Annotated in this window: 9 protein-coding genes and 1 pseudogene; 4 read left to right on the top strand and 6 right to left on the bottom strand. The window is 70.5% G+C overall.

What is annotated here, in order from left to right; all coding sequences use genetic code 11:
• A pseudogene (locus ACH34R_RS36895) lies at positions 1 to 224 on the top strand (IS5/IS1182 family transposase); the annotation flags it as partial.
• 18 nt (positions 225 to 242) lie between these two features.
• Here the strand turns inward: ACH34R_RS36895 and ACH34R_RS36890 are convergent.
• From ACH34R_RS36890 to ACH34R_RS36865, 6 genes are all read right to left on the bottom strand, one after another.
• Positions 243 to 2,321, bottom strand: coding sequence for a ComEC/Rec2 family competence protein (locus tag ACH34R_RS36890; RefSeq protein ID WP_397566218.1), 2,079 nt, complete (start codon positions 2,319 to 2,321; stop codon positions 243 to 245).
• A 561-nt stretch (positions 2,322 to 2,882) separates the two neighbouring features.
• Positions 2,883 to 3,614, bottom strand: coding sequence for a helix-hairpin-helix domain-containing protein (locus tag ACH34R_RS36885; RefSeq protein WP_397566217.1), 732 nt, complete (start codon positions 3,612 to 3,614; stop codon positions 2,883 to 2,885).
• A 2,897-nt stretch (positions 3,615 to 6,511) separates the two neighbouring features.
• Positions 6,512 to 6,688 (bottom strand): hypothetical protein, encoded by a 177-nt coding sequence (locus tag ACH34R_RS36880; RefSeq protein ID WP_397566216.1) that lies wholly within the window; start codon positions 6,686 to 6,688, stop codon positions 6,512 to 6,514.
• A 156-nt stretch (positions 6,689 to 6,844) separates the two neighbouring features.
• Positions 6,845 to 8,059: an imidazolonepropionase gene (gene hutI, locus ACH34R_RS36875; RefSeq protein WP_111166598.1), complete on the bottom strand. Its 1,215-nt coding sequence runs from the start codon at positions 8,057 to 8,059 to the stop codon at positions 6,845 to 6,847.
• 453 nt (positions 8,060 to 8,512) lie between these two features.
• Positions 8,513 to 9,976 (bottom strand): GTPase HflX, encoded by a 1,464-nt coding sequence (gene hflX / locus ACH34R_RS36870; RefSeq protein ID WP_397566215.1) that lies wholly within the window; start codon positions 9,974 to 9,976, stop codon positions 8,513 to 8,515.
• Positions 9,977 to 10,075: 99 nt separating this feature from the next.
• On the bottom strand, positions 10,076 to 10,771 hold the full coding sequence (locus tag ACH34R_RS36865) for a DUF4097 family beta strand repeat-containing protein (RefSeq protein WP_397566214.1): 696 nt from the start codon (positions 10,769 to 10,771) through the stop codon (positions 10,076 to 10,078).
• Between the two features lie 243 nt (positions 10,772 to 11,014).
• On the opposite strand from ACH34R_RS36865, the gene aceB reads away from it, so the two are divergent.
• The 3 genes from aceB (at position 11,015) to ACH34R_RS36850 (ending at position 15,380) form a co-directional block, all read left to right on the top strand.
• The gene (gene aceB / locus ACH34R_RS36860) at positions 11,015 to 12,604 is read left to right on the top strand and encodes a malate synthase A (protein WP_397566213.1); all 1,590 of its coding nucleotides are present in this window, start codon (positions 11,015 to 11,017) and stop codon (positions 12,602 to 12,604) included.
• Between the two features lie 113 nt (positions 12,605 to 12,717).
• A complete protein-coding gene (locus tag ACH34R_RS36855; protein WP_397566225.1) occupies positions 12,718 to 14,163 on the top strand; it encodes an FAD-linked oxidase C-terminal domain-containing protein in 1,446 nt (481 codons plus the stop codon).
• Entirely contained in the window at positions 14,163 to 15,380 is a 1,218-nt protein-coding gene (locus ACH34R_RS36850) for an FAD-binding oxidoreductase (protein WP_397566212.1), read from the top strand. The genes ACH34R_RS36855 and ACH34R_RS36850 overlap by 1 nt, the downstream gene beginning before the upstream one ends.
• Positions 15,381 to 15,401: the final 21 nt, after the last annotated feature.

Genomic DNA, 15,401 nt, shown 5'->3' with positions numbered 1-15,401 from the left:
CCACCATCCCGAGCAAAGCCGACCAGGACGCCAACCGCCGTGCCAGGGGCTCCAGGGGAGGGCGGCCGCCCGCCTTCGACTCGGTGCTGTACCGGCTGCGTCACGCTGTGGAGTGCGGTATCAACCGACTCAAACGCCACCGTGCCGTCGCGACCAGATACGACAAGCTCGCCACCCGGTACGAGGCCACCGTCCTCGTCGCCGCGGTCAACGAATGGCTCTGATCAACTTTGATACACGCCCTAGCGGGCAGGGGGCCCACGGGGCAGGACGGAGAGGGCCCCTGAGGCCGTGGCGATCACTGCGAGGTCGCCGGAGCGGTCGGTGCGATAGACCCGCATGCCCGCCCACGTCAGCCGGGAGACCGTCAGCGCCGCCGGGTGGCCGTAGCCGTTGTCCGCGCCCACGCTGATCAGGGCGGCGCGCGCACCGACGGACGACAGGAAGGCCGGGTCCTGGCGCGCCGAGCCGTGGTGAGGGACCTTGAGCACATCGGCCCGGGGAAGCCCGCCGCGCAGCAGCGCGGCCTGCGCCTCGGTCTCGATGTCACCGCTCAGCAGAGCCGATCCGGCGGCCCAGCGCACGTGGAGCACGACGCTGGCGTTGTTCACCGCCGCCTCATCCCCGAGGCCCGCCGGAACCTCTCCGGCGACCGGCCCGAGCACCGTGAGCAGCGAAGGCCCGAAGCTCCACCACCGACCGGGACCCACCCGCCACTCCGGGACCCGGTGTCGTGCGATGTCCGCCGAGAGGCGGCCGACGGCCGGTGTGGCCCGCGTCTGCACCCCCATGGCGACCGCTCCCACTCGCCGCCCCCGGAACGCTCCGGCGAGCCCGCCCACGTGGTCGGCGTGCGGATGGGTCAGGACGAGCAGCGGAATCTCGCGTACGCCGAGGTCGCGTAGGCACCTGTCCACCTGCGTGCCGTCGGACCCGGTGTCGACCACCACGGCCTTGCCCGCTCCGGCGGCGATGACCAGCGCATCTCCCTGGCCGACGTCGCACGCCACGAGCAGCCACCTCGCGGGCGGCCAAGCCGCGACCGACGGCCCCAGGGCCAGGAACGCGACGAGCGCCCCCGCCGCCACCGCGCACGCGGCCCACCGGCCGAGCGGGCTGCGCAGGAGCGCCACCAGCAGGACCGCCACCGCCCCGAGCAGGCCGATCCCGATCGCCCCGCCCGGCCACGGCACCGCCCCGTACGGCAGGCGCGCCGCCCAGTCGGCCACCGTGATGATCCATCCGACCGCCACCCCGGCGGGTCGCACGACCCAGGTCGCCGCCTCGGCGTGCAACGGGGCCACCAGCGACGCGACGAAGCCGAGCAGCGTGGCGGGCGCGACGGCGGGGCCTGCCAGCAGATTGGCCGGTACCGCCGCGAGGGAGACCTCGCCCGACATGAGCACCAGGACCGGGGCGACCGCCGCCTGGGCCGCGGCCGGGACCGCGACGGCCTCGCTCAGCCACGTCGGCAGCCTTCCCGCCAGCCGATCGCGCCAGCGCGGGGCGAGTACGAGAATGCCCGCCGTGGCGCAGACGGAGAGCGCGAAGCCGTAGGAGCGGGCCAGGGAGGGCTCGAACAGGATGAGCAGCAGCACGGCCGCCGACAGCGCCGCCAGCCCGTCACGGGAGCGGCCGGTGCCCAGCGCGATGGCCGCGACCAGCCCCATGAGCAGCGCCCGCAGGACGCTCGGAGAGGGCCGTGCCACCACCGCGAACGCGAGCATCGCCACTGCGGCGAGCACCGCGCGTACGGGCAGCGGCATGTAGGTCACCCTGGCGAGGGCCACCGCGGCACCGGCGATGATCGCGAGGTTGGCCCCGCTGACCGCGAGCAAGTGTGCCAGCCCGGCATCCTGGAAGTCGGCCTCGACCTTCTCGTCCATGCGCGAGACGTCGCCCACCACGAGGCCGGGCAACAGCCCGGCCTGCTCGGCCGGCAGCACGCCGGACGCGGTACGCAGCCCCGCCCGCAGTACACCGGCGATCCGCTGGACGTCGTCCGGCCCGCCGAGGACCACGGGCCGGCCGCGGACCAGGAGCATCCCGGCCACCAGCCCGGAACGGTCGGCGGACGCCAGCCTGCCCCTGACCCGCAGCCGCTGGCTGGGCAGCAGGCCCCGCCAGCCGTCTCCGGAACCGAGCACGACGACGGGCACACTGACGGCGTGCCTCCGCCCTCTTAACTCGATCGCCTCGACGGCGGCGTCCACGATCACCCGCGGCCCGCCGAACCGAGCCTGCGCGCGCAGCGTACGAGGATCGTCGGTCAGCACGATCTCCGCGCTGACAGTGGCGCCGCTCCGCACACCATCCGCCACCGGCCCACTGCTCACCGCCTGCACGCGGGCCCCAACCCCCACCGCAGTCGCCGCCACACACCCGAGCACCGCGACCACCGACCCCCACCACCCCCACGCCCACTCCCCCCGCCTTCCCAAGCCGCCCCTGCTTTCCGGGCGGTCTGGCCGGGTGTGGTGTCCGGGCAATGGTGGATCTTGCGGGGCGGAGTCCGGGTCGGGCGCTGGAGCCTGTCCAAACGTGTGCTCGCTCACCGGCGTGCCTCTCCGAAGGCGGACACGCCGTGGCCTTGCGGGGCGGAGGACCGTCACCAGGATGGCGAGGACGGCCGCTCCTGCCACGATGGCCGCGGTGAGCGGGGAGCAGCCCAGCAGGATCCACGCCGTCGCCCAGGTGGCCAGTGCGGGCGCCGCCAGGGCGGGCACGCGCGCCGCCGCCGGCTCCGGTTCGGCCGGAGGCTCGGTCGAGGAGGCGCCCGGCCGCAGGCCGCGACGGACAGGGAGACGGCTGACATCGAACCTCAAGCGGACCTCCTTTCGTCGGGTTGCCTGGAAACCAGGTGTGCGTGAGGTGGGGTGGTGTCACACGCGGACTTTGTCCTTGATGTCAGCGAATTTGCTGTCGCCGATGCCTGAGACCTCCTGAAGTTGATCCACGGTCCGGAAACCGCCGTTTGTGGTGCGGTAGTCGACGATGCGCCGTGCCAGCACCTCGCCGACGCCGGGTAAGACATCGAGCTGCTCCACGGTGGCCGTATTCAGGTCGATCAACGCGCCAGGTGGGCCGGGCGCCCCTGGGGAGCCGGGGGCGTCGGAAGCGGACGCCGGTACCTGAGCGTGCGCTTGGGCGACCGGCGGGCCGCCGACGGCGATCTGCTCGCCGTCCACCAGACGCCGGGCGAGGTTGATCGAATCGGTGGAGACACCTCTTTTGGGGCCGCCCGCGGCGGCGACCGCGTCTTCCACACGGCTGCCTTCGGGCAGGGTGAAGACGCCCGGTTTACGCACCTTGCCCGCCACGTGCACTGTCACCTCGGCAGCCGCGGGGGATCTAGAGACCGGTGAAGAGGGCAGGGCGACGGGGCGCACGGCCCCGGTGGGCGGTGGCGGCAGCGGCTCTGCCACGGGTTGCGACCGCCACAGGTGAAGGCCACCGGCCAGCGCCGCCACAACACCGAGAAGGAGCAGCAGGCGCGCCTTGGGGCTGTCAAGCTTGAGCGCCACTTCATTGGCGGCGATCGTCGAGCGAAGCGTCTCACGTAGCGGCCTCGGCGGCCGCACGGCCGGCGCCTCCCCCTCGTGGGCCTCCGGCACCTTTGGAGCCGGTCGTCCCTCGCGATCCCCCCGTTCTCGGGTACCGCCTTGCCCCCCGAACTCCGTCACCCCAGCGGGTCGATCTCCCGAACCCGCCGGCACAACAGAAGGATCCCAGGGGTCCATCGGCTCACCCGGAACACCCCCGAGCACCGCCGATCCACCAGACCTGCCGACGTAGCCCGGCGGCTCATCGGAGAAATCCTCAAAGCCCACCCACTCATCCGAACCGCCCCCATCCACCACCGACCCACCGGACCGACCTCCCGAACCCGCCCGCGCCACAGAAAGATCCCGGGAGTCCACCGGCTCATGCGCGGTGCCCCCAAACTCCGCCGCCCCACCGGACCGACCAGCGAAGCCCGCCGACACAACAGGACGATCCCGAGAACCCGTCAGTTCATCCGGGACATGTCCAAGGTCCACCAGCCCACCGAACCGATCCCCGAAACCCGACAACCCACCAGAAAGATCACTGACCTCCACCAGCCCACCCGAAATACGCCCGGGCATCGCCGACCCACCAGCCCGACCTCCGGAACCCGCCCGCGCTACAGAACGATCGCGAGAACCCGCCACCCCGCCCGGGACACCACCAAGGTCCGCCAGCCCACCGAACCGATCCCCGAAACCCGACAACTCACCAGAAAGATCACTGACCTCCACTGGCTCGCCCGGAATGCCACCGGGCATCGCCGACTCACTGGAGCGACCTCCAGAGCCAGCCGACATAACAGGGTGATCGCGAGAGCTCGTCAGCTCATCTGGGACACGTCCAAGGTCCGTTGACCCACCGGGCTCATCCCTTCGGCCGGCCGGCTCATCCGTGGTGTCCCCGAGGCCCGCCGGCTCAGCGGGGCGGGTCGTGAAATCCACCTGCGCGTTGGGGAGGTCGGTCTCCTCATGATGGGTGAAGTCGTCGGACCGGCGGCGTCTAAGCCGTGCTCGCAGGCCGCCACGCGCTGGCGTCGGCCCTGCCCGTTTCTCTCGTTTGCGCCGGGACTTCTCCCGTTTCTTCTCTCTTGACCCTTGTAGCCGCTCGTGCGCCTCCACGGCCTCGGGCCAGGCCCAGTCCCACCCTGGCGCCTGCTGCCCCCATAGGGCCTCCCCCGCGCCCGTCGGCTCCGCTTCGCCCGCCTGAGCCAACAGGAACCCCTCCGAAGCGACCCGGTGCCCCTCTGCAGGCTTCTGCCGATCGGACACGCCCATCCAAGCCGAATCCTCCCGAGCGAACGCCTCCGCCGCACCGGCCCGAGCGGGATGCGTCCGGGGCGACCCTTCCAGCGCACCCCGCCGCCCCTCAGTCGCCGGAGCCGTATCCATCAGGGGAAGCCACCCCGTCCCACCCTTTCGAGCGGGATCGTCCCGCTGGATTCCCTCCTGCACCCCGGCCGCTTCCGGCCCGACCTGGCCTGGCCCGCTCGCTGACGGCCAGCCCCACTCGGACGCCGTCGGCCTCTCCTGCTCGTGGCCGCTGTTATCCGCCGCCTGCGGCCGGGTGCGCTGAGGTGGAGGCAGGAGGGCCTGAAGTCTCGCCTCTGGAGTCGTGCGGGCAGATCGCATGTTCGCCATGCAGCGCACGTTAGGCGGCAATCGGCCGCCGCTTCGGCGCTGAATGCGATTCTGGGGATAACCCTGCCGAGTCACGCGATCAAGCCTGTGGACAACGGCTTGCTGCCACGCCTACAGCGGCAAAAACCGGATCACACGCCAGCGCTGCGGTAGCCGTCCGACGCTGGTATCGGTGCCCGCGCCGCTGCCGATCGGATCTATAGAAGCCATCAAGATCACGCAGTCAAACACCTATGGACCATGACGCCTTCGGCACCCACAGCAGCAAACCAGACCACCGCCGCGGCAACCACCGGCCTGTGACACCAACATCGAAAACCGCGCCGCCCCTGATCCCGGCGTAGACCAAAGGCACCGGCTCACACGATCAAGCCCATGACCACAACCCGCCACCACACCCACAGCACAAAACCAGGTCATGTACCGGAGTTCTGACAACCAGCGAGCCACAGTACTCAAGCGACGCCGACATCGATATCCACGCCGTCGCCGATCGAATCGACACCGGCCATCAGTGAACCCTTTTCAACCTCAAGCTCCCTGGTCAGAGGCGGGTAAACGAGACACCGTAGCCGCATGACCAGGCGTCCTGCCGGGGCACCAGCCCCAGCCTGAGCCCGATGGAGACGCCTTTGACCTGGTCCAAGCGACCGGTTGAAAGGGCTCAGTGAGCCTTTTCAACCTCAAGCTCCCTGGTCAGGGGCGGTAAGCGAGATGCCGTATCCGCATGACCAGGCGTCCTATCCGGCTATCAGGTTCGCCCCGAGCTCGACGGAGGCACCCCTGACCTGGTGCAAGCAGCCGGTTGAAAAGGGTTCAGTGTCAGTCCACACGATCAAATATGGACAACGACGGCTGCTACTCCCACAGCAGCGAACCAGACCACCGCTATGGCAACCGCCGACCTGCGGTATCCGCACCACACCAACATCGAAGCGCACGCTGCCACCGACCAGGGCGGCGTAGAGCAAGGGCATCGGCTCACACGAACAACACATGACGACGACCCACCGCCGAACCGGATCACACCTCAGGCGTACACCAACCAGCGAGTTGCGGGACCCCTACACCGCCGGCGTCGCTACCCGCACCGCCACCGACCCGGACCATCGGTGCCGGCTCATGCGATCAAACCAATGACGAGCGACTGCCACACCCACGCCACAGAAAAGCGCATCACACCTCGGGGTTACGCCAACCAGCGAGCTGCGGCACCCCTACACCGCCAGCATCAGTACCCGCACCGCCACCGACCAGGGCGGCGTAGAGCACGGGCACCGGCTCATACGAACCAACACATGAGGACGGCTCACCGCCAAAGCGGATCACGCCTCGGGGTTAGGGCAATCGGCGAGCTGTGGTACTCGGACGACGCCGGCGTCGGTGTCCGTGCCGCCGGCGACTAGGCCGGCCCAGGTCGGCGGGGCGGCCATGGGGAGGGCCGCCGACATGAGGATGGCGATGGCGGCCAGATGGCGGATTCGGGTGCCTGCATGAGCCATCGGGGACTCCTGAAGAGGAGCGCTGGGGCGACCCCCATCGAGGGTGCAGGGGCGGAGAAGGTCCAGGAGCCCGGGTGATCTGGAAGAGAGGGGCAGGATCGGGTCGCGAGACGTACGGGCTGAGGGAGCAGCCCCATGTACTTGCCGGGTGATCCGTTACTGGACGGGGGTGCCGCCGCTCCAGACGCGCTTGGGCTTGAGGCCGAAGGACCAGGCGAAGGCGCCCTCGTGGTCGGCGTCCCATTGGACGATGTCGGCGAGGCGGCCCGGGGCGAGGACGCCGCGGTCAGGGGCGCTCAGGACGGTGGCGCCGCCGAGGGTGGCGGCGCGGAGTGCGTCGTTGACGCTCATGCCGAAGGCGGACACGGCCAGGCTGATCACCAGTGCCATCGAGGTGATGCCGCAGTGGCCGGGGTTGTGGTCGCTGCCGAGCGCGATCGGGACGCCCTGGGCGATCATGCGCCGGACCGGCGGCATGGCGCCCATGCCGTGCTGCATCGCGGTGGCCGGGCAGACGACGGCGGGGATGCCGTAGCGGCCGAGGACCGCGATGTCCTCGTCGGAGGTGTGGTGCAGCAGATCGGCGGAGGCGCAGCCGAGCTCGGCCGCGAGCTGGACGGCGCCGCGCCTGCTGTAGGCGCCGGCGTGGATGCGCGGCAGCAGGCCCACGTTGCGGCCGGAGGCGAGCACCCAGCGCGCCTCCTCGGTGGTGAAGTGGCCCTCGTCGCAGTAGACGTCCACGCTGTCGGCGCCGGCCGCCGCGGCGTCGCCGCACCAGGAGCCGACCGCCTCGACGTAGTCGCGCTGGCGGCCGAAGTATTCGGGCGGCACGACGTGCGCGGCCAGGAAGGTCGCGTGGATGCGTGGCATCATCGGCTCCTTCTCCAGCTCGCGCAGCAGCCGGATGTCGGCCAGCTCGCCGTCGCGGGTGAGGTGGTAGCCGGTCTTGGCCTCGACGGTCGTGGTGCCGTTGAGCAGCCATTCGCGCAGACGCTCGCGTACGCCGTTGCAAAGCGTCCAGGGATCGGTGCCGCGGGTCACCGTCACGGTGGAGCCGATGCCGCCGCCCGCGGCGTTGATGGCGCTCGACGAGGAGCCGCCGGACCGCATCGCCATTTCGGCGTAGCGGTTGCCCGCGTAGACGGGATGGGTGTGGGCGTCGATGAGGCCGGGAGTCACCAGGGCGCCGCCGAGGTTCTCCACGTGGTCGACGTCGACGATGTCGTCGACGACTCCGGGCACGCTCTGCGGCAGGTCGGCCGCGCGGCCCACCCAGGCGATGCGATCGTTGTGGACCAGGATCGCGGCGTTGCTGCACACGTCGTTCCCGGTCCAGAGCCGACCGATATTGGTCAGCAGGCGAACGGTCATCGCATCACCGCCCGATCGGGCACCCCGAGGGTGAGCGGTGCCCCGGCTCGCTCGGGCGCCATCGCGCCAAGAGGGCCCGCTCGCATTCCGGACGACATCGGGGGTCTCCTGCTCTCATCCGCTTGAGGTTGTGCGGTGACCGTATCGCCGTGATCATGATCCGGCGATTTCAGTTCAGTTACGTTATTTCACAGGTCGGCTCGGTGTACAGGGTTATTCGCGAAGAACGCCCTGTCGATCTAGCGCTCGCCCGCTGGGGGCGGCCGGTCGTCCCGCCTCGCTCGCCGGTGCGACAGCGCATCTCAGGCCACATCTTGGCGGACCAGCATCAGAACTCACAACAGCCGACATACGAAACCCGCGCCAGAATCGTGTCGAAAGGTTTGGCTAATAGTAGCAATACGGACCCTTCCGGGCCACCTTCTCGCTTCTCGGCCCCGGAAGGCCCCCGTCTCAGCTTACGATCTCCACCGGCTTGGCGTGCCGTTCCAGCTCCACGAAGAGGCTGGGCAGCACCCGGGCGTGCAGGATGCTGCCGTCGCCGGTGTGCTCGACGGACAGCACCTCGCCTTCCGTGTGGGCACGGGAGATCAGGTCGCCCCTGTCGTACGGCACCAGCATCCGGACCTCGTGGTCCAGCCTGGGCAGCTCGCGCTCGATGACGGCCATCAGCTCGTCGATGCCCGCGCCGGTCCGGGCGGAGACCACCACGGCGCCGCGCTTCTTGGCGATGAGCGCGGCGAGCGCCACCGGGTCGGCGGCGTCGGCCTTGTTGATGACGACGATCTCCGGGATGCCGCCCGCGTCGACGTCGCTCAGCACCTCGCGTACTGCGGCGAGCTGGGACTCGGGATCGGGGTGGGAGCCGTCCACGACGTGCAGGATCAGGTCCGCGTCGGCGACCTCCTCCAGCGTCGAGCGGAACGCCTCGATGAGCTGGTGCGGCAGGTGCCTGACGAACCCCACGGTGTCGGCGATGGTGAAGAGCCTGCCGTCGGCCGTGCGTGAGCGCCGTACGGTCGGATCGAGCGTGGCGAACAGCGCGTCCTCCACCAGCACGCCGGCTCCGGTGAGGCGGTTGAGCAGGGAGGACTTGCCCGCGTTGGTGTAGCCGGCGATGGCTACCGCGGGGACCTCACGCTCGCGCCTGCGGGTGCGCATGGTCTCGCGCGCGGTGGACATCTCGCCGATCTGGCGGCGCAGCTTGCCCATCCGGGTGCGGATCCGCCGCCGGTCCAGCTCGATCTTCGTCTCACCGGGGCCACGGCCGCCGATGCCGACGCCGCCCGCGGCCCGGCCGCCCACCTGGCGCGACAGGTTGCCGCCCCAGCCGCGCAGCCGTGGCATGAGGTATTCGAGCTGGGCCAGCTCGACCTGGGCCTTGCCCTCGCGGCTCTTGGCGTGCTGGGCGAAGATGTCCAGGATCAGCGCGGTCCGGTCGATCACCTTGACCTTGACCACGTCTTCGAGCTGGCGGAGCTGGCCAGGGGTCAGCTCGCCGTCGCAGATCACGGTGTCGGCGCCGCTCGCGGCGACGACGTCGCGCAGCTCCACGGCCTTGCCCGAGCCGATGTAGGTCGCCGGGTCGGGCTTTTGGCGGCGCTGGATCAGGCCCTCCAGGACCTCTGAGCCCGCCGTCTCGGCCAGCAGCTTCAGCTCCATCAGAGAGTTGTCCGCGTCAGCGGCCGTGCCCTGTGTCCACACGCCCACCAGGACGACGCGCTCCAGCCTGAGCCGGCGGTACTCGACCTCGGTGATGTCTTCCAGCTCTGTGGAGAGCCCCGCCACGCGGCGGAGCGCCTGGCGGTCTTCCAGGTCGAGCTCGCCCGTCTCGGGGGTGATTTGGGAGATCAGCTCCAGGTCGTCCCACTCACGGGCGCTGTCACGGGTGAACCGGGTACGGGAATCGTTCGGCATATAGGTCATCTCTGTGAGGAGAACGCTCGGACACCGTGATGTCTTCCCCGATGGTGACACGTCTCAGTCCGGCGTTCATCCGGATATCTTCGCGGGCGGTCAGGATTTCAGGACCGACGCGTTCCCGGAGCCCGTGGTCAGCGTCAGCTTGTTGGGGACGGACCTGTCCTGGACCACCTCGACCTTCTCCGAGCCCGAGCCCACGTCGAGTTTCACGTCGTACTTGCCGTCCGGGACGTACACCGTGGCATCGCCCGACCCGGTCTCGACCTCCACCTCGTCGGGGATGGCCGTGTACTTGAACTGCACGTTGCCCGACCCCGTCTCCACCAGCGCCGACTTGCCCGTCAGGCCCGCCGCCTCGATGTCGCCGGAGCCGGTGTTGGCGGTCACCCCGCCGGACGCGGCGCGCAGGGTGATGTTCCCCGAGCCGGCGTTCAGGGTCAGCGCGACCCCTTTGGGGATCTCCACCCGGTAGTCCACCGAGCAGGTGCTCACCCCGATCCCGTTGGGGCAGTCGTAGCGAAGGGTGACCTTGTCGCCGTTGATCGGGTGCTCGGCCTTGGGCTTCTCCCCGCGCCAGTGGATCGTCTCGGTGACCTTGATCCCCTTGCGGTCCGACTCCGTGATGATGATGTCGCCCGCCCCCGTTTCCACCTGCATCTGGGCGATCTTCTCGGTGATGTCGTAGTTGGCCACGTCCTCCTTCTCGGGCCCGCCGAATCCGCCCACTCCGCAACCGGCCAGGATGAGCCCGGTTCCGAGGACCGCCCCCGCTACGGCGTACCTGTTCATCTTCCAAACCCTCGTCTCTTCGGAGTCGCCGACTGTGTCTCCGCGATCAGCTTGGCGCGGATCACCGCTTCGTGCCCATCGGGGAGTCCCCCACCCGTCCCCCGGGATCACCCCTGAATGAAATGTCCGGGGAAGCCCGGAAAGTCAGGGGTCCCTCGTTGACGTCTCAGCGGCATGAAGTAGCGTCACTTCCATAATCCAGAAGACAGTTTCCACTGTATGGAAAAACCCGAAGGGGAGGCCATGGACAGTGTGGAGATCACCGGCCCCATGCTGGACCGGTTCGACGAGATCCTGACGCCCGAGGCGCTGGCCTTCACGGCGGCGCTGCAGCGCGAGTTCGGGCCACGCCGCGCCGAACTCCTCCAGACGCGCCAGGCGAGGCAGGCCGAACTGTCGGCCGGCGCGACCCTCGACTTCCTCCCGGAGACCAAGCAGATCCGTGAGGACGACGCCTGGCGGGTCGCCGACCCCGCGCCCGGCCTGGTGGACCGCAGGGTGGAGATCACCGGGCCGGTCGACAAGAAGATGACCATCAACGCGCTCAACTCCGGCGCCAAGGTCTGGCTGGCCGACTTCGAGGACGCCAACTCCCCGCTGTGGGAGAACTGCGTGAACGGCCAGCTCAACCTGCGTGACGCGCTCGACCGCACGATCGACTTCTCCGCAGGAGAGAAGACCTACGCGCTGCGCCCGGACGACGAGCTCGCCACCGTCGTGGTGCGGCCGCGCGGCTGGCACCTGGACGAGAAGCACCTGCTCGTGGACGGTTCGCCCGTCTCGGCGTCGCTGTTCGACTTCGCCCTGTACTTCTTCCACTGCGCCCGCCGCCAGATAGCCAAGGGCCGCGGCCCGTACTTCTACCTGCCCAAGATCGAGTCGCACCAGGAGGCCCGCCTCTGGAACGACGTGTTCGTCCGGGCCCAGGAGGCCCTGGACATCCCGCGCGGCACGATCAGGGCGACCGTGCTCATCGAGACCTACCCGGCCGCGTTCGAGATGGAGGAGATCCTCTACGAGCTGCGCGAGCACTCCGCGGGGCTGAACGCCGGCCGCTGGGACTACCTGTTCAGCGTCATCAAGAAGTTCCGCACCAGGGGGCGGGAGTTTCTGCTGCCCGAGCGCAACGCCGTCACGATGACCGCGCCGTTCATGCGCGCCTACACCGAACTGCTGGTCAGCACCTGCCACCGGCGCGGTGCCCACGCCATCGGCGGCATGGCCGCGTTCATCCCCTCCCGGCGTGACCCCGAGGTCAACAAGGTCGCGCTGGAGAAGGTCCGCGCCGACAAGACCAGGGAGTCCGGAGACGGCTTCGACGGCTCGTGGGTGGCCCACCCCGACCTGGTCCCGATCTGCCGTGAGGTCTTCGACGGCGTGCTCGGCGACCGGCCCAACCAGGTGGACAGGCTGCGCGACGACGTTCAGGTCACCGCCGAGGCCCTTCTAGCGGTCTCGCAGACGCCCGGCGAGATCACCGAGGCCGGGCTGCGCGCCAACGTGAACGTCGCACTGCGCTACCTCGCCGCCTGGATGGCGGGCAGCGGCGCCGTCGCGATCTTCAACCTGATGGAGGACGCCGCGACCGCCGAGATCTGCCGGTCCCAGATCTGGCAGTGGATCCACAACGACATCGAACTGTCCGACACCGGGATCACGGTCACCCGTGCCCTGGTGGAGCGGGTCATCGAGGAGGAGCTGACCAAGATCCGTACCGAGCCCGGCTACGACGAGGCCCGCTTCGCCGAGGCCGCCGCCCTGTTCAGGGAGGTCGCCCTGGACGACGACTTCGCCGACTTCCTGACCCTTCCCGCCTACGCTCGCATGCCCTGACCCGCCCGTCCCGGACGAGGGATCTTCGCCGCACAGACGAGGGTCCCTCGCCGGGTGCGTCCACCCTGGCGTTGCAGGAGGATGGAAAGGGAGGAGGAGCCATCGTGACCGAAATGGCCGACGTGCTGCCCGGGAGACTGGCCGGCGTCCTCGGGGCGGACGCGGTGATCACCGATCCGGTGCGGCTGCGCACCTACGAATGTGACGGCCTCACCTACCACCGCGCCACGCCGGGGGTCGTGGTGCTGCCGGAGACGACCGAGCAGGTGGCCGCCGTGGTGCGGCTGTGCAACGAGTACGGCGCGCCGTTCGTGGCGCGCGGCGCGGGGACGGGCCTGTCCGGGGGCGCGCTGCCCAGGACCGACGGAGTGCTCCTGGTGACCTCCCGGATGCGGCGGATCGTGGAGATCGACCTGCCCAACCGCCGGGCGGTCGTGGAGCCCGGCGTCACCAACCTGGCGATCACCGAAGCGGTGCGCGACCAGGGCTACTACTACGCCCCCGACCCCTCCAGCCAGCAGGTCTGCTCGATCGGCGGCAACGTCGCGGAGAACTCCGGTGGCGCGCACTGCCTGAAGTACGGCTTCACGGTCAACCACGTCGAGGCGCTGGAGATCGTCACGCCCGACGGCGACATCGTCACCCTCGACACCCGCGACCCCGGATACGACCTGGCCGGGGCATTCGTCGGGTCGGAGGGCACGCTCGGGGTGACGACCAAGATCACGGTACGGCTGAGCCGCACGCCCGAGTCGGTGATCACGCTCCTCGCCGCGTTCCGCGACGTCGAGGCGGGCGGGGTGGCCGTCTCGCGGATCATCGCCGAGGGCATCGTGCCCGCCGCGATCGAGATGATGGACGCGCTGGCCATCGAGGCGGCCGAGGCCGCGGTCCGGTGCGGCTATCCGCAGGGCGCGGCTGCGGTACTGATCGTGGAGCTGGACGGTCCCGCCGCCGAGGTCGCCGGGCAGTTCGCCGCGGTGACCCGGATCTGTGAGGAGAGCGGGTCCTTCGAGCTGCGCACCGCCGACGGCCCGGAGGAGCGCGCGGCGATCTGGAAGGGCCGCAAGTCGGCGTTCGCGGCGGTCGGGCGGATCAGCCCGGCCTACATCGTCCAGGACGGTGTGGTGCCGCGCACGGCGCTGCCGCGGGTGCTGGCGGGCATCGACCGGCTGTCGGCCGAGCACGGCATCCGGGTGGCGAACGTGTTCCACGCGGGCGACGGCAACCTGCACCCGCTGGTGCTGTTCGACGACGCCGAGCCGGGGGCGGGCGAGCGGGCGGAACTGGTGTCGGCCCGCATCCTCGACCTGTGCGTGGAGAACGGCGGGTCCATCACGGGCGAGCACGGCGTCGGAGTTGATAAGGCCCGGTATATGCCGAGAATGTTCTCAGAAGACGACCTGGACACCATGCAACTCGTCCGCTGCGCGTTCGACCCGCGCGGGCTGTCCAACCCGGGAAAGGTCTTCCCGACGCCCCGCCTGTGCGGGGAGGTCCCCGGCGTGCGCAAGGGCGTCCATCCGCTGGTCGCGTCCGGGAAGGCGGAGCAGTTCTGATGTCCGGCGCGCGGGAGTCCCGGCGCGAGGCCGCGGCGTCCCTGGAGAAGACCGGGGTGACGATACGCGACGGCGGTCCCGGCGACGAGGTCGCCGGGCTGCGCCCGAACTGGGTCGCGCTGCCCGAGTCCACCGACGAGACCGCCGCGGTACTGCGCGCCGCGGCCGGGCACGACCTCGCCGTGCTCCCCGTCGGCGGCGGTACCAAGCTGCACTGGGGTCCGCCGCCCGAACGCTGCGACCTGCTGCTCGACACCTGCTGCCTGGCCGCCGCGCCCGATCACGCGGCCGGCGACCTGGTGGTCCGCGCCCAGGCCGGGGTGACCATGGAGGCGCTGGCCGGCCTGCTCGCGCGAAGCGGCCAGGAGCTGGCGCTGGACGTCCCGATGGCGGGCGCCACCGTGGGCGGCACCCTGGCCACCGCGACGGCCGGCCCGCGCCGGTTCAGGTACGGCACGGCGCGCGACCTGCTGATCGGCATCACGGTCGTGCTGGCCGACGGCACGGTGGCCCGGTCCGGCGGCCGGGTCGTCAAGAACGTCGCGGGTTACGACCTGGGCAAGCTGTTCACCGGCTCCTACGGCACGCTCGGCGTCATCGCCGAGGCCACGTTCCGCCTCCACCCGCTGCCCGCCCAGCGCCGCTGGATCGCCTTCACCGCGCCGGACCCGCACGCCGCCCGTGCGCTCGTCGCCGCGCTCGCCGCCGCCCAGGCCGAGCCGAGCGCCGTCGAGCTGGACTGGCCCGACCCCGGCGCGCCGCTGACCGTGTCCGCCCTGATCGAGGGCACGGCCGCCGACCGGCGTGCCGCCGCCCTGCTCCCCCTGGGCGAGGCGGCGGCGCTCCCGCCGGAGTACGAGGAGGACGCCGATGGGGCGCTGCTCGAACTGCGGGTGCCGCCCGCGAGCCTGGCCACGGCGCTGCTCACCGTGCGCGACGCGGCCGAGCGGGCGGGCCTGAGCCCGCGCGTGAGCGGCGCGGCGGCCTCGGGGGTGCTCCGCATCGCCCTGCCGGCCCATGAGGGCCTCAGCGGCTTCGTGAGCGCCGTGCGCGCGGCCATCGATGGCCGGCTCGTCGTCGTCGCCGCGCCCGAGCCCCTGATGCGCCGGCTCGATCCATGGGGCGATACCGGGGCGCTGACGCTGATGCGCCGGGTCAAGGAGCGGTTCGACCCCGGGCGCCGGATGTCGCCCGGCCGGTTCGTCGGAGGCATCTGAGGTGTCGCCGGAGACATCCGA

The sequence above is a fragment of the Spongiactinospora sp. 9N601 genome (genome assembly GCF_044326295.1).
In the GTDB taxonomy this organism is placed as follows: domain Bacteria; phylum Actinomycetota; class Actinomycetes; order Streptosporangiales; family Streptosporangiaceae; genus Spongiactinospora; species Spongiactinospora gelatinilytica.
Note: the sequence above shows the minus strand (reverse complement) of the source record. Positions and strands in the feature narration are given on the sequence as shown.

Coding starts and splice junctions, on each gene's coding strand:
- ACH34R_RS36865 (WP_397566214.1), bottom strand. CDS start 10,771: ATGAACAGGTACGCCGTAGCGGGGGCGGTCCTCGGAACCGGGCTCATC.
- hflX (WP_397566215.1), bottom strand. CDS start 9,976: ATGCCGAACGATTCCCGTACCCGGTTCACCCGTGACAGCGCCCGTGAG.
- ACH34R_RS36880 (WP_397566216.1), bottom strand. CDS start 6,688: ATGGCTCATGCAGGCACCCGAATCCGCCATCTGGCCGCCATCGCCATC.
- aceB (WP_397566213.1), top strand. CDS start 11,015: ATGGACAGTGTGGAGATCACCGGCCCCATGCTGGACCGGTTCGACGAG.
- ACH34R_RS36850 (WP_397566212.1), top strand. CDS start 14,163: ATGTCCGGCGCGCGGGAGTCCCGGCGCGAGGCCGCGGCGTCCCTGGAG.
- hutI (WP_111166598.1), bottom strand. CDS start 8,059: ATGACCGTTCGCCTGCTGACCAATATCGGTCGGCTCTGGACCGGGAAC.
- ACH34R_RS36855 (WP_397566225.1), top strand. CDS start 12,718: ATGGCCGACGTGCTGCCCGGGAGACTGGCCGGCGTCCTCGGGGCGGAC.